Raw genomic sequence first — 22,761 nt, 5'->3', positions numbered from 1 at the left:
ATAATCTATATCGCTTGTTCCTGCATTTTGCTAAAAGATAGTTTCGTAAGCGCTTTATACCATTAAATTGGTTGGAGGATTGGCGAATGACTCTTAAAAGGAATTCAAGGATAAATAAATGGACCGTCATGATGGTCATTATGGCTATGCTGTTATCGATGATCTCGGGCGGGCTCAGGTCTGCTTATGCGGACTCCGCCGACAATGTATTGAAGATCGGAGTAGGATCCGGTGTTATCAGCCATGGCTGGGACGCGAACGATATCATCTCGGGCCACGAGTACACGTATTCCTTAGAGGCAATGGGTACGGGGACGGCTAGTGTGTTCGTTCAGTATAACTGGCAGTGGGGCAGCCCGCTGCAGTATACGGATTTAGCCGGTTCGAGGGTCTCGATTGAACCTTCCGCCAATTGGACCAGCTACACAGGTACGTTTACCGCGCCTGAGGACCAAGCCGGAGGTGCCGACTTTTACTTTGGTTCCGCGACGGGCGGCAACGTTTATGTCGATAACGTCGTGATTACGGACACTACCGCCGACGAGACCTATTACTCGGAAGATTTCAACAGCATTGCAGACACACCGGCAATAGGTAAAGGAAACGATAGCTGGTATACGACAACTACAGGTATTTTCTCCGTTGTTTCCAAGAATGACGCCGTAGGCCCGGTTCCTGCAGTTGTAGACAACTACGTGCTCAAAGCAGATACCGGCAGCGGGAACATGAGCTGGGGAACGAAGGAGTTTGCTGCGGGTTCCACCTATACTTACTCGTTCCAGGCGATGGGCTCGGGGACGGCCGACATCAAGTTCCAGTCTGACGAGAATTCGGATACTCCTTGGTCTACTCTGTCCGGATCGTCAATCACTGTAGGTCCGTCAACGTCTTGGACCACTTACACGGCGACCTTCACGACACCGGCGGGCCAGCCTGAAGGCGCAGGATACTATATGTTTATTAGCGCCGCATCGGCGGGACAGGTCTATATCAACAATATGACCGTTACCGATGCTGAGGGCGCAACGTTCTTTGCCGATGGTTTCGAGAATGTGCCTAATACGCCAATTATCGGCAAAGGGAATGATAACTGGTACACCGGTACAAACGGGATCTTCTCCGTCGTTCCGATTAGCGAGGCTGCCGGTACTTCCAGCAAAGTACTGAGAATCAACTCAGGCGAAGGCAATGTGACGGCGCATCTGGGCGAGTTGGTTCCCGGCGACACTTACGAGTTTAACCTCGAGGGAATTGGTTACAGCTCAGCCGACTTCAAGGTGGAAAATAAGTCGTGGGCAACCTTGTCGCAACTATCGGTAGCAGCAAGCAACACTTGGCAGAATGGCTCGGTTACCTTCGTTGTGCCGGATGACGATCAGAACGATTATACCTTGGTGGTGAACGCGGCATCGGGCGGCAACGTGTACGTGGACAACATTGTCATTACCGACACGACGGCCGATACGGTCTTATTCCAGGAGGATTTTGAGAATGTACCCGGAGATCCCGCTATTGGAACAAGCGCCGGTGCTTGGTATACCAATACGGACGGAACGATGTTCACCATTGTTCCTCGAAACGGTGCCAGCGGAAGCGACCCTAACGCCTCCGCAATCGTAGACAAATACGGGCAAATGATTGATTCTCCGTATACGCCAAACGACAATCGTCCGCATGCCAAGATCACGAGCGATGAAGAGCTTGCGATGGTTCCGGAGCAAAATGAATCGTACTTCAGTTCCTTGAGCCCACCGACTGACCGGGACAGTTATGGCGGTTTGGCCGGCAGCGGGTCTGAATACGGCTTTGAAGCGACCGGTTACTTCTATTCCAGCCATGCGGATGTTAATAATGACGGCAACCCTGAGGCTGTAATGGTTGACCCGTTAGGCAACTTGTACTTCCAGCTGGGAGCGACAGTGACCGATCCGAACGAGACTTATGCCGATCTTACGGGCATTAAATGGGAGTACGACCAGCTTCCGGCCTACGACCCGGACAGCAAAGCCTGGAGGGGCGAAGATACCTTTTCGCCATATGTGTACAACATCGAGCAGGAAACGGGCAAACCGTTTGACGTCAATGCTTGGCGCGAGGATCAGATCTACAACGAGAAGCAATTAGGCTTCAATTCCTTAGGCATGTGGTCCGGCGACGCGAGCACAACAACGCCGTATTTCGAAGTTCTCGATTCTGCCATGGCGCAAACCCCGCATATCGGCAGCTCCAGACTGTTCGACGTGTTTAGTCCGAATTGGCAGAGCAGCTTAAATGCCGGTTATGGCGGGGCTATATCCGGCCACGCGAATGATAAGATGCTGATCGGTTACATGTTTGAGAATGAACTTCCTTACGATTCGTTCAGCAGCACGCTCCTTGGTTCCTCTTCTGTTGGCAGTGGCACCAGAAATGAGCTGGCTAGCTGGATGAGCGATCAGTACGGCGATGATATCGCAGCGTTTAATACGGCGTGGAAGACAAACTTCTCGAGCTTTAATGATCTGGCGAGCGGCACGCTGAAGATGAGCACATCCGCCGCTTCGAGCGATATCAATAACTTTACCAAGTATTATCTCCAAACCGAATATAGCACCATCTACCAGACTGGCAAGGCATATGATCCGAATCATATGCAGCTTGGCGACCGCTGGTTTGCCGGATCTCTCCGGAACACCGCGCTCGCTCAGGATTTGGCGGAAGCAACCGCTGGCAACGTAGACGCTATTACTTACAACTACTACACGAACTCGCTAGATACAGCTTGGCTTAAACAGATCTACGATTGGTCCGACAGCACGCCGATCATCCTCTCCGAGTGGCACTATTCCGACACAAGCGTGTTGCCAAACGGCAGCCAACCGGTGTCTAGCCCAACGGCGAAGGGCCAGATGTACAGCGACTATTTGGAGAATGCCATCGCGACGGGCGTCGTGGTAGGCAGCGATTGGTTCACTTGGCTCGATCAGGCACCAACCGGACGTTACTTCAACGGTCCTAATAACGGCGAGTCCGGAGCGTACGGTTTCGTTGACGTGACGAACAGACCGGTTGAGGCATTTAATGAGCTTGCCATGCAGAACCATTACAATGTTTACAAATTGCTTGCGGGAAGCGTCAAGCCTTATGCGGCTCCAAATAGAAGTGCAGCGACCGAACGCGACACGCACAAGGTGATGGCAGCGCCTCAAACCGCTACCGCGCCGGTCATCGGCGATTTCGCGGATTGGAGCGATTTTTCGAAAAAGGCGACTCTGACAGCGATAGATCAAGTATCGGGACCGGCTATTCCCGATCCAAACGTGTCGGGCAATATGGCCGTGACTTGGGACAATGAGAACTTCTACATTCAGGCCCGCGTAACGTCGGGGACAAACAGGGCAGCAAATGGCGGCGTAGCAGGCAATCCAGCGGATATGTGGAATGGTGACGGGCTTGAGCTGTTCTTCGGACCGCAAGATGTTGCGTCAACTCCTGGCAGCATGCTTGGTACCGATTCGCAATTGCTTCTTGGCGTCAACAAAAACAGTGACGGCAGCGTTTCGGCAGCTGCATATTGGGTCAATGGACCAAGCTTCGCTTCCCAGTCGCCAGTGAATGTGAAAGCGAAATTGGCGTCCGACAATAAGGGCTGGATTCTGGAAGCAGCTATTCCGCTCTCCGCGATCGGCTTGCCTGCAGATGCCTTCAGCACGGACGGCAGTCTTGTCCTAGGCACTCCAATGCGATATGACATGGGCTTCGATCTTTCCGGCGCAGGCGGAACCCGCTATTCGCAATATGCGTGGAACGGCAACGACTCCGACTCGAAGAACCGCAACCCGTGGGGGATGCTTCACTTTGCAGCGAAAGAAGATGACGGAGGAACTACCACTACGCCGCCACCAACGCCGACAGGGGGAACCACATCGAGTAGCTTAACTCCAATTCTGGATCCTGCTACCGGGGAAGCTTCTCTGACGATTCCAACGTCATATTTGAGCTCTTTGCTGTCGGGTACAAACAAGCCGACAATCGTCATTCCAGCTGTAAATGGCGCACGTGGTTATAACGTTAGCGTTCCCGCCTCGCTCTTGCAATCTTTACCGGCGGGCAAAGCAATTGTTATTCAAACCGCTGCCGGAACACTGACGATTCCGTCCGGTATTCAAAGCGGAATCGGCTCCGCGAATGCGGCAACCGTAACGCTGAGCATTAAGACGGTTACAACGGATGGCATGGACGACAGCCTGAAGGCATCCATCGGTGATCATCCGGTCATTGACCTGTCGCTGAAGCTGGACGGTAAAGTCGTAACTTGGAACGATCCGGATCATCCGATAACCGTTTCCGTTCCGTATAAACCTTCCGCGGCCGAATTGGCTGATCCGGAACATATTACGATCTGGTACATCGACGGTCAAGGCAAAGCCATTGCCGTTCCGAACGCGAAATACGATTCGGCAACCGGCAGCGTGAACTTCATGACGACCCACTTCAGCGAATACGCCGTCGTTTTTGTTCAGAAGAGCTTCACGGATCTCGCGGGCTACGATTGGGCGAAGAAACAAATAGAAATTCTAGCCTCCAAGGGAGTTATCTCGCAAACGAAGTTTGCACCGGGCAGCTCAATGACAAGAGCGGACTTCGCGGTATCCTTGATGAAAGCGTTAGGATTATCCGCGAAGTCAAGCGGAACCTTTGAGGACGTTGCGGCAGCCGATTCCCGTTCTGAATTGTTGAACGCGGCCAAAGCGCTAGGCATCATCAAAGGCGGCAACAACAACTTATTCCATCCGGACGCGCCGATTACGAGACAAGATATGATGGTTATGGCCGCCCGGGCTCTAGAGAAGCTTGGCAAGCTTGAAGCTCCGCAATCGACGGCGACATTAGCCGCGTTCAAAGACAAAGCGCAAGTATCCGGTTATGCTTTGCAAAACCTGGCTTCGCTGGTTGAGGCAGGCTTGATCCACGGCTCTGCAGGGAAGCTTAATCCAGGGCAAGCGGCAACCCGCGCGGAAGCGGCGGTATTCTTGTATAACCTCTATCTGAAATAAAGAGATTGGAAACGAATGAATAACAATCGCCCTCCACTTGGTCTTCTTGGACAGGTGGAGGGCGATTTTTTACGACCACGATGGGATCTGATCATGATATAAAGCGTCGAAGTAGAAGTTGGAATCGACAATCCTAGTAAGGTGGAATTCCGTGAGAGCTTCTTATATGATGTAAATATATAAGTTATCTAACTGTACACCAAGAGAGAAGATAGATACTTAGAAATAGGAGAGAGATAACGATGAGAATGATACCTTTTGAAAAACGCGGAATTTCTAACAGCCGAATTGTGCTTGGCTGCATGTCGCTTGGTGGAGGCTGGAACAGTGATCCGCTGACGCAAGCGGATTATAAGAAGGCGGAAGGAGCTATCGATGCGGCTCTTTCGTCGGGTATTACGATGTTTGATCATGCCGACATTTACACGAACGGTAAGGCGGAGATCGTCTTTGGCCAAGTATTGAAGACAAAGCCGGTACTCCGGGAAAATCTAGTTATTCAATCCAAATGCGGGATCCGTTGGGGGAATGACAGAACGCCTGGCCGATTTGATTTTTCCAAGTCGCATATTTTGAACTCGGTAGACGGCATTTTACAGAGATTAGGTACGGAATACTTAGACATTCTTCTGCTCCATAGACCAGATCCGTTGATGGAGCCTGAAGAAGTAGCGGAAGCATTCTCTTTGCTCAAAGAATCCGGCAAGGTACGGCATTTTGGCGTTTCGAACATGAATGCGCAGCAGATCCGCTTCTTGCAGCAGGCGATGGACATGCCGCTTGTCGCCAACCAAATGGAGATGAGCCTTGCGCGACTGGATTGGCTGGATCAAGGGATTCATGTCAATCAACAAGCCGGCCTGAACGTAAACTTCGCGGAAGGTCTTATGGAATACGCACAGATGGAAAATATCCAAATTCAAGCTTACGGATCATTAGCGCAAGGGAAATTTACGAAGGCTCCATCGGATAATGATCCGGACAACGTACGGAAAACAGCTGAGCTTGTCATACGGCTGGCGGAAGAGAAAGGAACTTCGCCTGAGGCGATTGTACTCGGCTGGCTCATGCGTCACCCTGCTCGTATTCAGCCTGTTATTGGGACGGCTAATCCAGAGCGAATTCTTGCTTGCCAGGATGCTGTTCGTCAGGCTGAGCTTATGAGTCGTGATGACTGGTATGCTCTTTATGTAAGTTCGAGAGGAAAGGATATGCCTTAAGAGTAATTGAAAACATTTGCCGCCTAGAGCGAAGCGAAAGGGATGAGCAGGAAATGACCCCATACAGAATGGCGAGGCCAGAAGAGCGAGACGAGATTATTGATTTAGCAAACTATGCATTCAGTATCGATTTTGAGAAAATACTTCCAAAGGTATACCATGAGAATGATCAATCTTATGCGATCACTAAGGTTGCTGAGAATAAAGATGGCAAGTTGGTCTCGCAAATAGCGGTTCTGCCGCAAACTTTGCATGTAGGCGCTCAAGAGCTCCGCGCGAAGTTCCTCGGGGGAGTCGCCGTTCATCCTCGGGCTCGGGGAGAAGGGCATATGTTGGCTTTGATGACGAGCTGGCTCGAGGAAATGAAAGGAACTACCGATATTAGCATATTGAGCGGCCAGCGGCAGAGATATGAATATTTCGGCTATACGTCCGGCGGAACAAAATATGAATATACGATAAGCAAAGCGAACGTGAGGCACGCGCTTAAAGCTATAGACAGTAAAGGGATTACATTCTCGCCGCTGTTTGAACTTGAGGATGCCGTGCAATTTGCCGACCAATCAAATACTTCGCGTCTAGCGTACGTTTCGCGAGAAACCGAACTCCTTGAGAAAATTTTATCTTCTTACGGACAAATTCCTGTTGGTATTTCGTTCGAGGACAAACAAATCGGTTATTTGATTAAGGATCATAGCGGGACTGCAATAACCGAACTCTCGGTAACTGACACCGAAGATATTCGAAAAATAATAAAAGCCTATTTTGACCGCTACGCCATTGACCAAGTGAAAATTTCGCTTCCCGAATATGACTTAGCCTACAATGCCGTACTTAGCGACTTTGCGGAAGGTTATAAAGTAGAAGCTTCTAATATGTACAATATTTATGATTTTGCGAATGTATTGGAAGCCTATTTAACGTTGAAATTTAATACAATCGGACTTTCTTACGGCCTATTCTCGGCAATAATGGATGATCAACCGGTAACGATCCGCGTGGATCAAGCCGGCGTGCAAGTCGAGCGGAAAGCTATGCCGGAAGCGGTTGTTCTGGATAAAATGGAAGCGCAGAAGCTGATCCTGACCCCATTTGGCCGTCATATGGACGTAGCTGCTCCTAAAGACTGGTTTCCACTGCCCGTCTATTGGTATGTGGTCGATTGTTTCTAAGTTCATATTTGAAATAATTAAAGGAAGCGTATCATGCCGATTAACTCGTTTGACAACTACCCCATGAGTTGGAAACCATCCATTGATAGAACGATAAAACCGATCTATAAAGCAATCGCAAGACAATTGCAACAGGATATTAGGAGCGGGGTTCTGCTCCCTGGAACCAAACTTCCTCCGCAGCGGGAGCTGGCTGACTATTTGGATTTGAATTTGAGCACCATTTCCAAAGCGTTCAAAATGTGCGAATTAAAAGGCTTGTTAAGCGCTGCTGTCGGAAGCGGAACTTTTGTATCGTACGATGCTTTGTCGAACGCGTATTTGCTGGAAGATACCAAGCCGAAGCATTTGATTGAGATGGGGGCGACGCTCCCGGACCAGGCTTCCTATGAGCCTTTGATGCATCAATTAAGGAGCATGGTGCAAGAGTCCGATTATGAGCGGTGGTTTGGTTACGGCCGGGCAGGCGAAAGCGTTTGGCAAAAGGATGCAGCCGTGAAGCTCATACGAAAAGGCGGGTATGAAACGACGGCCGATCGCATTTTGTTCACGAACGGCGGACAAAATGCGATTGCCGCCACGCTGGCGAGTCTTTGCAAGCCCGGTGATCGCATTGCGGTGGATCATCATACCTATCCCGGCTTAAAGACGGCAGCAGCAATGCTCAGCGTGCAGACCGTTCCAATCCAATCCGAGCATTATACGATGAGTCCAACTGCCTTGGAGTATGTATGCAAAACCGAGAATATCAAAGGCGTGTATGTCATTCCGGATTATCATAATCCGACAGCTTGTTCCATGCCGCTAGAACATCGGAGAGCGATTGCGGCCATTGCCAAGAAATACAATGCGTTTATCATCGAAGATGCGTCGTACCATCTTCTGGACGAGAATCCCATTCCGGCACTTGCGTCATTTGCTCCGGAGCAGGTTATCTACATAGCGAGTTTATCGAAATCGATAGCGCCGGGGCTGCGACTAGCTTATGCGGCAGTGCCGGGCCGGTTCAAGGATCCGATCGCAAAGGCGCTTTATAATTTGAACATTTCGGTTTCTCCGCTATTGGCTGAACTGGCGGCGCGTCTTATTGTATCCAATCAATTTGAAGATTTAATTAAGAAGCATCGGGAACAAAATCGGCTAAGGAACAATGCCTTCAACCGACTATTGGCAGACTATCGCAGTTTAGGTGCAGATACAGGTATCTTCCGTTGGTTGCTATTACCGGGTACGATAACCGGAGCTGAATTTGAATCCTTAGCGGCTCAGCAAGGAGTGCAGGTGTATGCGGCTGAACGCTTTGTCGTTGGCAATAGCACGCCGGAGCGGGCTATAAGAATTTCCGTATCGGCACCATCAACAATCGAAGAACTTGAACAAGGATTAATGATCCTCAGACGTCTGCTAATTGATCATACTTAATATTGTTTGCCATACAATAATTATATTGTGTGGCTTTTTTGTGCGTGTTAAGATGAGTCAAATATTTAAAAAGGGAGATTGGAGATGGCAGAAAATACGGCAGTACTCGAATATGTGAAATCGCCGGAGAAACAACGCCAGTTGCATGCAAGAACTTTAAAAGTCGTTATTCTCTCTCAAATATTTGGCGGAGCGGGTCTGGCAGCAGGGATCACGGTAGGAGCGTTGCTGGCACAAGCCATGCTTGGCACGGACAGCTATTCCGGAGTGCCCACCGCTTTATTCACGCTTGGATCCGCTATCGCTGCTCTATTGGTTGGCCGCCTGTCGCAACGTCTTAGCCGCAGAATCGGGCTGGCCGTCGGATTCCTATCGGGAGGAATCGGAGCGATTGGCGTTGTGCTAGCTGCTGTAATCGATAGCGTTCCATTGCTGTTTCTAGCCATGTTGATCTATGGAGGGGGGACGGCAACCAATCTTCAAGCACGCTACGCAGGTACGGATTTGGCTTTGCCGGAGCATCGGGCCAAAGCCATCAGCGCGGCAATGGTATTCACCACCATAGGTGCCGTTGCCGGTCCGAATCTCGTTGATCTGACGGGACGGTTGGCTGTTTCGTTAGGGGCTCCGGCCTTGTCCGGTCCGTTTATGCTAGCGGCGGTTGCTTATCTTATTGCCGGAACGGTATTGCTCTTATTCCTTCGGCCGGATCCTCTCATCGTAGCGAAAGCTATAGCGGAGCAACAACGGATGACGGACGCTCGTCATCAAGCGAACCAGTCTTCTATTCAAGGGCAAAAGGGAAATGTTAAAGGGATTATGGTTGGTGCCACCGTCATGGTTCTTACGCAAATCGTCATGATCGCCATCATGACCATGACTCCCGTGCATATGAAACATCATGGACACAGCTTGAGTCAGGTGGGAATTGTAATCGGCTTGCACGTAGCAGCGATGTATCTGCCTTCACCGATTACGGGCTACCTGGTCGATAAATTTGGCCGCGTTATCATGTCCTACATGGCCGGTTTAACCTTGCTGTTATCAGGTACGTTAGCAGCGCTTGCTCCGGGAGACTCTATGCTGCTGCTCGTTATTGCGCTTATCCTTCTTGGTCTAGGTTGGAACTTTGGATTTATTAGCGGCACAGCGGCCATAGTAGATGCAACAACGCCAGCCGATCGGGCAAAAACGCAAGGTACCGTCGATGTACTCGTCGCTTTGGGAGGTGCTTCCGGCGGCGTTTTATCCGGAATGGTAGTTGCTCAGTCCAGTTATGCTACGTTGTCCATGTCAGGAGCGATCTTGTCGCTCATTCTTATTCCCGTTGTATTATGGTCCCGAGCTCAACAGAAAGGAGAACAGTATTGAACAGTCAGGTTATTATCATTGGCGCCGGGTTAAGCGGTCTGAGAGCAGCTTCCGTGCTTTCCGATCACGGCATTGCCTGCCAAGTGCTTGAAGCCCGTGATCGAATTGGCGGGAGGATATTAAGCAAAGAAGTTGAAGGAAAACCGGAGTTTGGAAGATATGATCTAGGACCCACATGGTTTTGGCCTCGATACGAACCTAAAATGACGGCACTAGCGGAGGATCTCAAACTGGATACTTTTGCGCAAGCTGATCATGGACGTATCGTGATGGAAAGATCTCTTCATGAGCCACTGCAGTACTATGAACTTTCCGAAGGGGCGATGGACACATCCTTAAGAATTGCGGGCGGTGTCCATACGCTGATTGCATCAATAAAAAACACGCTTCCCGAAGGCATCGTTCGACTGAACTCGCGCGTGACGGCCATTACGCAAAAGGATGATAAGACGGTTAACATCGAAGTTAATGGCGGGAAGGAGAGAATAACAGCCAAAGCCGTTATTTTCGCTTTGCCTCCGCGATTAATTGCCCGGCATATTGCCTTTGAACCTGGGCTGCCGCAAGAATTAAGGAACCAGCTGATGAACAAACCGACGTGGATGGCCGCTCAAGCGAAAGCAGTCGTGATCTATGATCGTCCGTTTTGGCGCGAGCAGGGACTTTCGGGATTTGCGTCCAGCTGGGTGGGCCCTCTGCAGGAAATTCATGATGCTTCACCTGTACCAGGTCACGGAACGGGCGGCGCGTTATTCGGCTTTTTCGGAATAAATGCCAACAAGCGCTTAGAACTAGGGGAAGAGCGTCTTAAGGAGTTAATTAGAGAACAGTTGGTGCGGCTATTTGGTCCGCAGGCTAAAGACAACGTCGCCATTCTATACAAGGATTGGTCTACAGATCCTGATACGGCAGTGTTGGAAGACGCTGATCCGATATCCGATTACCCCGATTACGGGCCACCGGATGGAGACGTTCATAGTTGGGATAAAACGATCTATTTCGCCGGCACGGAAACATCTCGCGTGCAAGGCGGCCATTTGGAAGGAGCCCTTCAATCGGCTGATCGGGCAGCAATGAAAGTGATTGAACAACTGAAGTAAAATAGCTTATCGCGAAGGGCAGCTGTCATGTGAACAGCTGTCCTTTTGCTTGATTCGAACAAAATGACGACATCTCTCTAACAAAACAACACCGATCCTCCAACGAATTGTCCTCACGAAACAAATCGCCTCCCCTCCGAAAACAACTGTCGGTTACTCCGATCTTCTCCTTCCGATAAAATGAAAGCGTATTCGATTTGGTGAAGGAGACTAAACATGAACCATGAATTCCATTTTGATTTAAATATTGTACCGTTCAGCCGCAGAGGTTCGTTCCTGGCGATCTCGATTGTGCCTGAAGCTCAAGATAGAAGACAAGGCTTGTATTTGCGCACCGTCCGCGGCGGCGATGATAAATTTGGCGAGGCATTCCTCGTTGAGATGTTGGATGAGAGCGGCCAAGCGGTTCCGTTCCAATCGGAAGCTTCGCCTGAACGGGTTCAGCTGACGTCGGAGTTTGGAATGACCGCCGAGCTGTGCATCTCGGGCAGCCGGACTTTTCGAGTTCGGACCAGCGGCTGCGGCATACGCTTGACCTTCAAGACGGCCGCTTATGATTACGCCTTCCAAGAGGCGCCCGGCTGCTGGGAAGTGAACAGCTTCACCCATGAATGCCGCTTTATGCTGACAGCGCTTGTTGGAGAACTGAAGATGGAAGTGCCATGGGACAAAATTAAAAGCTCTTACGTGATCGCGGAGTTTTTGCCCGACCGGAAGTCCGGCCAGTCCGAATTCGCTGTTGAAGAGTTCAAGACCGTAATGGAGCGGAGAACATCGTGGGAGCCGTTTGACGATGTGCTTGCCGAGGTGAAGGAAGAATTCAATCAGTGGCACCATAACAGCTTGTCCATGCCGGAACGTTGGGAGGGAAGCCGCGCACTTGCTTCTTACATTACGTGGTCTTGCCTAGTTCCCGCAGAGGGATGTCTGACTCGCCCGGCCATGTATATGTCGAAGAATTGGATGACGAACATCTGGAGCTGGGATCATTGCTTTAATGCGATGGCGCTTGTTCGCCACGATCCAAAGCTTGCATGGGATCAATTCATGATTTTCTTTGACCGGCAGGATGAAAGCGGTCTGCTCCCGGACTTTATCAACGACAAGTATGCGCTCTGGAACTGCAACAAACCGCCTATTCACGGTTGGACGCTCGCTTGGATGATGGAACGGACGGACTTTATTCAAGAAGCGCAGCTTCGGGAGGTTTACGGTCCTTTGTCCAAATGGACAAAATGGTGGTTCCGGTACCGCGATTCGGACGGGGACGGCATCCCGCAATACAATCACGGCAACGACTCCGGCTGGGATAACAGTACGGCGTTCAACAACGGCATTCCCGTTGAGAGCCCTGATTTGACGGCTTTTCTTATCTTGCAGATGGAGGTCTTGGCTGAGATCGCGAAGCGGCTTGGACATCCGGAAGAAGCAATCGAATGGCAGCAGCTTGCCGAGGACACGCTAGAGAAGATGATTAGCCATTTCTGGCATGACGATCGATTTACGGCTTGCCGGTCCGGCACGCATGAGATTTCCGAAGGAGACAGTCTGCTTCTATTCGTGCCGATTATATTGGGCGAACGTCTGCCGGAAGCGATCCGCGCGAAGCTATTGCAAGGTCTAAGAGAGGAAGGCAGATTCCTGACGGCTAACGGCTGGGCGACGGAAAACGTGAACAGCCCGTTCTATCATGCCGACGGGTATTGGCGGGGACCGATTTGGGCGCCATCGACCATGATCCTCGTTGAAGGCGTTGCCGCGGCGGGGGATCGCGAGCTTGCGGAGACCGTCTCGGACCGTTTCTGCGCGATGCTGAACCGAAGCGGGATGGCTGAAAATTTTGACGCCATAACGGGTGAAGGATTGCGAGATCGCGCTTTTACTTGGACTTCTAGCGTATTCCTTATTCTAGGGCATGAATATACAACTTAATGGCTAAATCGCACTTCTTCACCGCCAAGAAAAAGGCTGTGAGGAAGTGCTTTTGACGTTTGGGGACATCTGACATTGTTTGTCAGAGAGGTCCATGCTACAATTCAAATGATTTTTGCACGAAGCTCGGAGGGCAACCGCGATGAATCCATTACTTAAACGGCTTAATACTCGCCTGCGGTCAGGCGCATACCGAAGCATCCGAACGAAGCTGCTCTTATGCTTTCTTATCGTAACGATTATTCCTCTTCTATCGCTTGGCGCCATGTCTTATTACCAATCCGCGAAGGTCGTTAATTCGCAGTTTGGCAAATACGGCGAGAATGCCGTGGCGCAGTTGGAGCAGCAGACAAGCTCCTATCTCAATCGCATGAATCAGACAACCGAGACGATATATACGTATTTGCTTGATCCCGCATGGGCGGATTTAGGGGACCAAGCCCCTGTGACTTATGAAGATATTCTGGATAAAAACGATCTGGAATCACTCTTGAAAGCGCTTAAAACCGATCGTACGACCGGCATCTATATCATTACTCGAACCGGTTATTATTATGGGGAGAATAATCTCGACGTATCCAAGCTTAAGACGATTCCGGCTTGGCAGCAGATGACTGCATCTCCGTCAGGGAAAGACTGGATTGGATTCTATCAGCAGAATCATGAAATGAACGATACGCCGGATACCGGGACTCCGGTTCTGGGGCTGGCGGTTTCCATTAATAACCCGTATGGCGCCCTGAGGGGCGGCAAAATATTAATCGAAGAAAATGCGGAAGAACTGCTTCATATGTTCAAGCTGTTCGAGCATGATACGAAAGCCCATCTTCAGATCAAGGATCCAAGCGGCCGGATCATCTACGAGACGGCGGGAACGTTTGCTTCACAGTCAAGCGATATCGTGTGGAATAAATCGATCGCCGTTAACGGATGGAACATCGAAGCGAGATTGCCCGCGGCATCGTTCTACCGTTCCTCCGGCATCATTCGGTCCAATACGATTATCGTAGCCATTGCCTCTTGTCTCTTTGCTTTTGGACTGGCGTATTTATTTTCTTCTACGTTTACTTCCCGGATCCGCCGTCTGAAGGACGCCATGCAGAAGGTCAGCTTCGGCAAGCTGCATACGAGAACGCAGGTGGAGGCGAGGGATGAACTGGGGATTCTCGATATCAGCTTTAATAACATGGTCAGCGGGATCCAGTCTCTCGTCGGAGAGATAGAAATAAGCGAGCGAAACAAGAAGGAAGCGGAGCTGAAAGCATTCCATTATCAGATCAATCCGCACTTGCTGTTTAATACCCTGAATTCGATTCAGTGGAAGGCGAGATTACAAGGAGCGGAAGATATCCGCCAAATGCTGTACCATCTTACGAAGGTGCTTGAGGGCAATTTGGATATTTCCCAGGAGCTTATTCCGCTAGGCAGCGAACTGAAAATTATCGAGCATTATCTCAAGGTTCAGGAGATCCGCTACGGCCCCGTATTCAGCTATAAGCTAGAGTGTGATGAACAGCTGAAGGCGTATTTGATTCCCCGGATGACGCTGCAGCCCTTATTCGAAAATATTTTTTTCCACGGCTTCGAGGACGGTCAAGGGGAGATTAAGCTAACGGTTCGCGAGGCAGGCAATCATGTGCGACTCGTCTTAACGGATAACGGAGCGGGAATTCCGGCAGATAAGCTGGAGCGTTTGCTTATGCCGCAAGCGGAGAAGCGCAAGGGCAGAGGGGGACTTGGCGTGCAAAACGCGAATCAGAAATTCAAGCTGCATTTTGGCCCGCAGTTTGGTTTGAACGTACAATCCACGCATGGGGAAGGGACTACGATCCTCATCGAATGGCCCAAGAAGGAGGAGGACCAACATGGAAACGAAACCAGCCATTAAAGTATTGATTGCCGATGACGAGAGTATCGTCCGCAAAGGACTCCGTTCGACGGTTCCTTGGGCGAAATACGGGATGGAAGTCGTCTCGGATGCTCCCAACGGCCGTAAAGCCTGGGATGCTTTTCTCGAACATCGGCCGGAGGTCGTCATTACGGACATCGTTATGCCCGAGATGGACGGCATTGAGTTGTCCCGTAAAGTAAAGGAGGCGGCACCGGATACGAAAATCATTCTGCTCAGCTGCCATCGGGATTTCGAATACGCGCAGCAGGGAATGAAGCTTGGCGCTTCGGGCTACTTGCTCAAAACCGCCTTCGAAGATGAAGAGCTGGAAGATATGCTCGCAAAGTTTCAGAAGGAGCTTAAGGCAGCTTCAGAGTCGGCGGCTAAGAAAGACAACGCAAGCGAGCAAGGCGAACTTCTTAGCACGCTTTTATATGCTTGGCTGAATGGACACGATGACAAGTTTGCGGGCGAGATGGAGAAGCGCACCCGCGAAGAGTGGTCCTTTAACGGAGAACAGGCCTATCTTTATTTGCTCAAAACCTCGGGCTGCGAATATTCCTGGCCGGAGCGTCTGAAGCAAGGAGCGCACGAGGACCGGCAGCTTTGCTTGGGAACGGCTATTCCTTATGGGAATGAGCGCTGCTACTGTATGGTGCCCCAATCAAAGGTGAATGCTATGGAAAGCATATTAGTAGAACAAAAGAGCGAAAGCGCGAAATTTCAATGGGCCAGAAGAGGGCCGCTGTCGGGTGCGGAAGAACGGCTTGAGGCTATGCTTTCCCTTCATAAGGAAGCTGAAATAGAGAAGGCGTATCAGGTATCCGCAGGGGATTGGCCAGAGGCTATTTGGCGCGCGGTGAAGCTGCTCCATGACAACCCGTCTGCCGAATGGTCGGTCAGCGACGTGGCGCGGCAGGTCGGACTTAGCCGGAGCCACTTCTCGATCCTGTTCAAGAAAGCGGTGGGGGACAGCTTTGTTGCTTTCCAATACAAACGGAAGCTTAAGCTGGCTACGGGATTATTGAGAGATACGAACTTGACGATGCAAGAGATCGCGGAGCGAACCGGGCTTGGCGACAGCAAATATTTCAGCAAATGGTTCAAGCGCTGCACGGGAGAGACCCCTAGCCGGTACCGCGCCGAACAAAAAGACAACCGCCATCTAACAGATGATCACCTGGCGACGTAATCGAACAAAAACACGCAAACAATCGAATACTTATCGGTTTTGAACCGCTTTCATTTTCGTTATGATGAAAGCGGTTCAATTGTTATATATCTCATTTTTCAAAGGGGAGCTGCCAGATATGAAAAAGAAACTAACTTTTATTGTTCTGACAACGGCATTGACGATGGCTGCGCTAACGGCATGCGGCGGCAACAACGGGGATTCAAACGGCAACGCATCATCGCAATCAGGGAATAGCGGGAAAGGTTCCGGGGAAGTGAAGAAGCTTCGCTTCGCTACTTGGGATACCGGCGATGCGCTTAAGATTGAGCAGGATATCGCGAAGAAATTCGAGGCGGATCACCCTGGCACGCAGGTTCAGGTAGAGGCTTATGCGGATGGCTTTGATCAGAAGCTGGCGGCGGGCTTTGGCGCCACGAACCCTCCCGATGTGATGTACATGTGGGACTTTCCAACCTATCACCGGTCGCTTGAGCCGCTTAACAGCTATGCGGACAGCGACAAGGATTTGAACAAGGATGATTTCTACAGCGGATTGTTTAATTACGCGACCATAGACAATAATCTTTACGGCATTCCTGCAGGCTTCACGACCCGCGTTGTGTATTACAACAAGAAGATGTTTGATGATGCGGGCGTTCCTTATCCGAAGGATGGCTGGACTTGGGACGATTTCCAGAGCATCGCCGCCAAGCTGTCGGACAAATCGAAGAAGCAATACGGCTTTGGCGTCCGCGCGGAGAATGACACGTATGACCTGCAAGGGTTTGTATGGAGCAACGGCGGTTCCTACATTTCCGATGACGGAACGAAGATTGACGGCTTCATGAACAGCAAGGAAACGGCAGGAGCTGTTCAACTGTTCGGCGATATGCTGAAGAACAATTCGGCCGTTCTGACGGGCGGCAAAGGCCAGCAAAGCGGCGAGGATATTTTCAAAGGCGGCAAAATCGCGATGTGGGAAAGCGGTATCTGGCCGCTCGAATCCTTCAAGCAAGCGGGCATTGACGTAGGCACCGTGGAGATGCCGGCATTCCCGGGCAAACCGGTCAAAGGCGTTGTCGCCGAATCGGCATTGTCCATTGCCAAGGATTCGAAGCAGAAGGAGCTTGCGTGGGAATTCATCAAATATTATGTGTCGAGCGAAGCGATCAAGATGCGCGTAGCCGATTTGCCGGTACGGGTCAGCGTCGTTAATGAACTGAAGAAGGATCAGGATCCTCTCTACAAGCCTTACTACACGATGCTGGAACGTTCGGACAATACGCCGGCCTTCCTGCTTAACGACAAATGGAATGAAGTGAACCGCCAGCTGTCCGCGGCAGTCGAAGCCGTCGTGCACGGCAGTAACGCGCAGGACGCGCTTAACCAAGCAGTCAAAGACAGCGAGCGTTATTTGAAATAACATTACAGCTTACAGAAAGAAGGTTAGGAGATGGCTCAGACCTACTCGCAGACAGCAGGGAACAACGCGGCCAGCCTCAAGCCTAGAAGAAAACGCGGATGGGGTGGGGCTGCGCCCTACCTCTTCATCTTCCCTTGGATCTTCGGATTCCTCGTTTTCACGCTAGGCCCGTTGTTGTTTTCGCTTATTATTTCGTTTTTTGATTGGCCTATTGTGGGCCAGGTGCACTTTATCGGCTTGGGCAATTATAAATCCATGTTTACGGATGATCCTTTATTCTGGAAATCGCTTGGCGTAACGCTGAGATTTGCGGCTCTATTCGTCCCGTTTAACATCGCGGTAGCGCTGGGGCTTGCCATCTTGCTTAATCAGAATACAAAAGGCACGGCGATTTTCCGTACCGCTTTTTATTTGCCGTCCGTCATTTCCGGCGTTGCTCTGGCGATGATCTGGTCTTGGGTATACAGCGGCGATTACGGCATCTTGAATTACTTCCTGTCGATCGTTGGGATTCAGGGGCCGGACTGGCTGAACGATACGAAATGGTCTCTTGTTGCGATGGTTGTCGCAAGCCTTTGGGGACAAGGTTCCATGATGCTTGTTTTCCTCGCGGGCTTGAAAGGCATTCCGAAGGATCTTTATGAATCGGCTTCGCTGGACGGAGCGGGAGTGATCCGGCAGTTCTTCAGCGTGACGATTCCGATGCTTAGCCCAACGATTTTGTTTAACCTGATCACGTCTATAATCGCGGCTTTCCAACAGCTGACTTTGGCCTTATTGCTCACTGGCGGCGGGCCGATGAAAGCTACGTATTTCTACGCGATGTACATGTATGAGAATGCCTTCAAATATTACAAGATGGGCTATTCCGCGGCCAATGCATGGTTCATGTTCCTTATTGTGCTTACGCTCACCTTCCTCGTATTCAAGTCTTCCGAGGCTTGGGTATTCTATGAAGGCGAGATGAAACGCAAGCCGCAGAAGAAAATGAAATCCGGCGGAAAGGGGAAAACAGCATGAAAAAACCTCTCGTGTATCTCTTATTGATCGGCTGCTCGCTGCTATTTGCCGCACCGTTGTTTTGGTCCGTGACCACGGCGCTGAAGTCGCAATCGGAGTTGTACCTTTTCCCGCCGAAATGGATCCCTTCCATATGGAAATTCAGCAACTTCTCGGATGCTTGGACGATACAGCCTTTTAACTTGTTCCTGAAAAACACCGTTATCGTAACGATGTTGTCTACGATTGGCCAATTGGTATCTTGTACGCTAGTTGCTTACGGATTCGCTAGATTCGAGTTTAAAGGACGCAATCTATTATTTCTTGTCGTGCTTGCGACTATGATGATTCCTTGGGAAGTCACGATGATTCCGCAATATATGGAATTTAACTATTTGGGATGGATTAACACGCTCAAACCGCTGTTTGTTCCGTCTTGGTTCGGATCAGCCTATTTCATCTTCCTATTAAGACAATTTATTCTCACGCTTCCGCGAGAATTGGATGAAGCCGCAACAATCGACGGAGCGAACAAGTTTGGCATTCTTGCGCGGATTATCATTCCGCTTATGGGGCCGCCGCTTATTCTTGTCGCAGTGTTTCAAATCATGAACTGCTGGAATGATTACCTGGGTCCGCTCATTTTCCTCAATGATCAGTCTAAATACACGCTTACGCTCGGATTATCGCAATTCAAGGGGATGTTTGGCGTGGATATGCAGTCCATTATGGCGATTACATGCCTCATCTCGATTCCGCCGCTAGCGGTATTCTTCTTCGCGCAGCGTTATATTGTCGGCGGAATCGCGAATACGGGGATTAAATAAGTAGAGAGATTTCAAGCGATTTGGGAGGAGAAGCATCATGCGAACAACAGAACAACCGCAACTTCAATTACAAGGACAACGGGATTGGGATAATCTTGCCGTGCTAGAACGCAACCGGGCGAGGAGCCGGTCGTATTTCATACCATTTTCAGATTCCGCGGAAGCATTAAGTTACGACCGGGGGAGCTCCCCGTGGTTCAAATCGTTAAACGGCAATTGGAAGTTTCATTACGCGAAAGGGCCGGAGTGGGCGCCGGAAGGATTCCATGAAGAAGGATACGACGTATCCGGCTGGGATGAGCTTCAAGTGCCAAGCCATTGGCAGCTGAAGGGCTACGGCCATCCGCATTACACGGATCTTTATTACCCGTTCCCGGTTGATCCGCCGCATGTGCCTAACGATAATCCGACAGGCAGCTACGTTCGGGAGTTTGAGCTTCCGCCCCATTGGGACGGCCGACAGCTGGCGGTGAAGTTTGATGGCGTGGACAGCGCGTTTCATGTATGGGTGAACGGCGAATTCGTCGGTTACAGTCAAGGAAGCCGCTTAACGTCGGAGTTTGATTTGACGCCGTATGCGAAGCCCGGCGTGAACCGCATGGCCGTTCGAGTGTACCAATGGTCCGATGGCACCTACCTGGAAGATCAGGATATGTGGTATATGAGCGGGATTTTCCGGGATGTTTATCTGATCTCGGAGCCTTCGACGATCCGAATTGTGGACTACACGATTGTTACCGAGCTGGATGATGCGTATTCCGATGCCACTTTATCCGTAAAGTTGGAATTAAGCGGGAAGGACCTGCTCGGGGAAGTCAGGCTGCAACTGCTGGATCAAGAAGGCGCGATTGTTGCGACTGCGGACAAGCGGATTGTTGGCGTGGCTGAACAGGATCAAGTTATTGCCCAATTTGCGATACCGGTCGCGAAGCCTGCGCTATGGAGCGCTGAATCCCCAACTTTGTATCATCTGGTCCTTACGGTAGAGGGCCGGAATGGCCAAGCGGCAGAGTTGGTTGCCCAGCGGGTAGGCTTCCGCAAGATTGAAGTGAAAGGCGGCCAGTTCCTGGTGAACGGCAAAGCCATATTGCTAAAAGGCGTTAACCGGCATGACCACCATCCGGATACGGGGCGCACGGTTGCGCTGTCCACGATGATTCAGGATGTCATTATGATGAAGCAGCATAACATTAACGCGGTCAGAACGGCTCATTATCCTAACGATCCGAGGTTCTATGATATTTGCGACGAATATGGGCTGTATGTCATGGAAGAGACGGATCTGGAGACCCATGGCTTTGAACTGCTTGGCAATATTTCGCGCCTGAGCGATGATCCCGCCTGGCAGGAAGCTTATGTCGACCGGGCTCGCCGCATGGTGGAGCGGGACAAGAACCATCCTTCCATTCTGTTCTGGTCGCTTGGCAACGAATCCGGCTTTGGCTGCAACTTTAGGGCGATGTCGGAATGGTGCAAGGAGGCGGATCCTACGCGTCTCATTCATTACGAAGAAGACCGCGAAGCCGAAGTATGCGACGTTGTCAGCACGATGTATTCATCGGTTGAGAAAATGATCGGTTTCGGGCAGCTCGTTGATCATCCGAAGCCGCATATTTTATGCGAATTCGCCCATGCGATGGGGAACGGTCCGGGAGGGCTTAAGCCGTATTTCGATACGTTTGATGCTTATCGCAGATTGCAGGGCGGCTTTGTATGGGAGTGGATCGATCATGGCATTCGCCGGAAAACGGCGGACGGAAAAGACGATTACGCTTACGGCGGAGATTATGGCGATGAACCGAATAACAGTAATTTCGTTATCGACGGCCTTGTTCGTCCCGATCGGACGCCGTCGCCGGGACTTATTGAATACAAGAAAATAATCGAGCCTGTCCGGGTCGAACAAATAGCCGAGAACCGCATTCGCATCACCAACCGGTATGACTTTATTTCGCTGGATCACCTCTATGCGGATTGGAGCGTAACGGTAGACGGGCGTACGGTCCAAAGCGGTGCACTAGCATTGCCTAACATCCAGCCGGGCGAAAGCACGGAGGTTACCGTTCCCGTCCGGGCGGACGCACAGCTTACCGGTTTGGATCATGGGGCGGAGCGTTGGTTAACGATCGGATTCTCGCTGGCTTCGGATTGCGGCTGGGGAGAACGGGGGCATGAGATTGCTTGGGCGCAGCTTGCTCTTGAACCTGTCGGGATGGGCAGCACGGCAGCAACTTCATGTTTGCCGGCGCGCAGTTTGTCCTGCACGGAGGAAGGGCGGCGAATCACGCTTCGGAACGACGTATTCCAGTTAACGTTCGACTCCCGGGAGCCTGGCATGAAGTCGCTTGTCATTAACGGGCAAGAGCTTGTGAACAAAGGCCCGCGCCTCAACTTCTGGCGTGCTCCGATTGACAACGATATGTATGTATTGCCCGATTGGCGCAAGGCGCATCTCGACAAGCTGACGGAACGGATCGATGCTTGCAAGTGGGAGCGGCTTGATGAAGGGACTATTCGAATCAGCTGGTCCTCCCGGATCGCGCCGCCGGTGTTTGATTGGGGCTTCCGCTGCGAAACCGTATATACCGTAACGGGCTCCGGCTTAATCACGATTGACGTACACGGTGTTCCGGAGGGTAAACCTCCAGTTATGTTGCCGAAGATCGGGCTTCAAATGGAACTTCCAGAAGCGATGGATGCGGTGAAATGGTATGGACGCGGACCGGGCGAGAATTATTCGGACAGCAAGGAAGCGGGACGATTCGGCGTATACCGCAGAACGGTAGACGAGTTGTTCACCTCCTATATTTACCCGCAGGAGAACGGCAACCGCACGGATGTCCGCTGGGTATCGGTAACGGACGGCAGCGGAATCGGGCTGCTCGCGGCAGGCGATCCAACGCTTGAATTCAGCGCTCGCCGATATACGGATGCGGATCTGGAAGCGGCCAAACACGCAAGCGATCTGGTACCGCGGGACTTCATTACGCTGAATCTGGATTACCGCCAGAATGGTCTAGGCAGCAACAGCTGCGGACCGGCTCAAGGGCCTGAGCATGCCGTCAAGCCGGAGGAATTCCGGTTCCGGATGCTGCTGAAGCCTTATCTCTCCGAGGATACCGCTCCAGAGCGACTCAGTCATCAAATGAGATTGGAAGCAAAACGCGGCTTCTCCACTCTCGGAAGGGAGTAGG

The 22,761-nt window shown here is 51.0% G+C and carries 13 protein-coding genes; all 13 read left to right on the top strand.

The window, feature by feature from the left end; all coding sequences use genetic code 11:
- The first annotated feature begins 86 nt into the window (after positions 1-86).
- The 13 genes from QQK89_RS06185 to ebgA all read left to right on the top strand — a co-directional run bounded on the left by QQK89_RS06185 (position 87) and on the right by ebgA (position 22,760).
- Positions 87-5,036 carry an S-layer homology domain-containing protein gene (locus tag QQK89_RS06185; protein WP_284237621.1) on the top strand — a complete coding sequence of 1,650 codons (4,950 nt, stop codon included), beginning with the start codon at positions 87-89 and terminating at the stop codon, positions 5,034-5,036.
- A 242-nt stretch (positions 5,037-5,278) separates the two neighbouring features.
- Positions 5,279-6,256, top strand: coding sequence for an aldo/keto reductase (locus QQK89_RS06180; protein ID WP_284237620.1), 978 nt, complete (start codon positions 5,279-5,281; stop codon positions 6,254-6,256).
- Positions 6,257-6,309: 53 nt separating this feature from the next.
- Positions 6,310-7,428, top strand: coding sequence for a GNAT family N-acetyltransferase (locus QQK89_RS06175; protein ID WP_284237619.1), 1,119 nt, complete (start codon positions 6,310-6,312; stop codon positions 7,426-7,428).
- Between the two features lie 33 nt (positions 7,429-7,461).
- Positions 7,462-8,850 carry a PLP-dependent aminotransferase family protein gene (locus QQK89_RS06170; protein ID WP_284237618.1) on the top strand — a complete coding sequence of 463 codons (1,389 nt, stop codon included), beginning with the start codon at positions 7,462-7,464 and terminating at the stop codon, positions 8,848-8,850.
- An 84-nt stretch (positions 8,851-8,934) separates the two neighbouring features.
- Positions 8,935-10,221: an MFS transporter gene (locus QQK89_RS06165; protein ID WP_284237617.1), complete on the top strand. Its 1,287-nt coding sequence runs from the start codon at positions 8,935-8,937 to the stop codon at positions 10,219-10,221.
- A complete protein-coding gene (locus QQK89_RS06160) occupies positions 10,218-11,321 on the top strand; it encodes a flavin monoamine oxidase family protein (RefSeq protein ID WP_284237616.1) in 1,104 nt (367 codons plus the stop codon). The genes QQK89_RS06165 and QQK89_RS06160 overlap by 4 nt, the downstream gene beginning before the upstream one ends.
- 216 nt (positions 11,322-11,537) lie before the next feature.
- Complete coding sequence (locus QQK89_RS06155) at positions 11,538-13,253, top strand: amylo-alpha-1,6-glucosidase (RefSeq protein ID WP_284237615.1); 1,716 nt, start codon at positions 11,538-11,540, stop codon at positions 13,251-13,253.
- A gap of 142 nt (positions 13,254-13,395) precedes the next feature.
- Positions 13,396-15,141 (top strand): cache domain-containing sensor histidine kinase, encoded by a 1,746-nt coding sequence (locus tag QQK89_RS06150; RefSeq protein ID WP_284237614.1) that lies wholly within the window; start codon positions 13,396-13,398, stop codon positions 15,139-15,141.
- Positions 15,119-16,336, top strand: a complete 1,218-nt coding sequence (locus tag QQK89_RS06145) for a response regulator transcription factor (protein ID WP_284237613.1) — start codon at positions 15,119-15,121, stop codon at positions 16,334-16,336. The genes QQK89_RS06150 and QQK89_RS06145 overlap by 23 nt, the downstream gene beginning before the upstream one ends.
- A gap of 118 nt (positions 16,337-16,454) precedes the next feature.
- Entirely contained in the window at positions 16,455-17,741 is a 1,287-nt protein-coding gene (locus QQK89_RS06140) for an ABC transporter substrate-binding protein (RefSeq protein ID WP_284237612.1), read from the top strand.
- A 30-nt stretch (positions 17,742-17,771) separates the two neighbouring features.
- Entirely contained in the window at positions 17,772-18,761 is a 990-nt protein-coding gene (locus QQK89_RS06135; protein WP_284237611.1) for a carbohydrate ABC transporter permease, read from the top strand.
- Positions 18,758-19,567 carry a carbohydrate ABC transporter permease gene (locus tag QQK89_RS06130; RefSeq protein WP_284237610.1) on the top strand — a complete coding sequence of 270 codons (810 nt, stop codon included), beginning with the start codon at positions 18,758-18,760 and terminating at the stop codon, positions 19,565-19,567. The genes QQK89_RS06135 and QQK89_RS06130 overlap by 4 nt, the downstream gene beginning before the upstream one ends.
- Positions 19,568-19,604: 37 nt before the next feature.
- A complete protein-coding gene (ebgA, locus tag QQK89_RS06125; RefSeq protein WP_284237609.1) occupies positions 19,605-22,760 on the top strand; it encodes a beta-galactosidase subunit alpha in 3,156 nt (1,051 codons plus the stop codon).
- The last annotated feature ends 1 nt before the right edge of the window (position 22,761 follow it).

This window comes from Paenibacillus glycanilyticus (assembly GCF_030161375.1).
In the GTDB taxonomy this organism is placed as follows: Bacteria; Bacillota; Bacilli; order Paenibacillales; family Paenibacillaceae; genus Pristimantibacillus; species Pristimantibacillus glycanilyticus_B.
This window is presented reverse-complemented; position numbering and strand designations above follow the sequence as displayed.

Excerpts from the sequence above, each read along its gene's own strand:
- ebgA (WP_284237609.1), top strand. The coding sequence starts at position 19,605 with ATGCGAACAACAGAACAACCGCAACTTCAATTACAAGGACAACGGGAT.
- QQK89_RS06165 (WP_284237617.1), top strand. The coding sequence starts at position 8,935 with ATGGCAGAAAATACGGCAGTACTCGAATATGTGAAATCGCCGGAGAAA.
- QQK89_RS06170 (WP_284237618.1), top strand. The coding sequence starts at position 7,462 with ATGCCGATTAACTCGTTTGACAACTACCCCATGAGTTGGAAACCATCC.
- QQK89_RS06175 (WP_284237619.1), top strand. The coding sequence starts at position 6,310 with ATGACCCCATACAGAATGGCGAGGCCAGAAGAGCGAGACGAGATTATT.
- QQK89_RS06135 (WP_284237611.1), top strand. The coding sequence starts at position 17,772 with ATGGCTCAGACCTACTCGCAGACAGCAGGGAACAACGCGGCCAGCCTC.
- QQK89_RS06130 (WP_284237610.1), top strand. The coding sequence starts at position 18,758 with ATGAAAAAACCTCTCGTGTATCTCTTATTGATCGGCTGCTCGCTGCTA.
- QQK89_RS06155 (WP_284237615.1), top strand. The coding sequence starts at position 11,538 with ATGAACCATGAATTCCATTTTGATTTAAATATTGTACCGTTCAGCCGC.
- QQK89_RS06140 (WP_284237612.1), top strand. The coding sequence starts at position 16,455 with ATGAAAAAGAAACTAACTTTTATTGTTCTGACAACGGCATTGACGATG.
- QQK89_RS06150 (WP_284237614.1), top strand. The coding sequence starts at position 13,396 with ATGAATCCATTACTTAAACGGCTTAATACTCGCCTGCGGTCAGGCGCA.
- QQK89_RS06180 (WP_284237620.1), top strand. The coding sequence starts at position 5,279 with ATGAGAATGATACCTTTTGAAAAACGCGGAATTTCTAACAGCCGAATT.
- QQK89_RS06185 (WP_284237621.1), top strand. The coding sequence starts at position 87 with ATGACTCTTAAAAGGAATTCAAGGATAAATAAATGGACCGTCATGATG.
- QQK89_RS06145 (WP_284237613.1), top strand. The coding sequence starts at position 15,119 with ATGGAAACGAAACCAGCCATTAAAGTATTGATTGCCGATGACGAGAGT.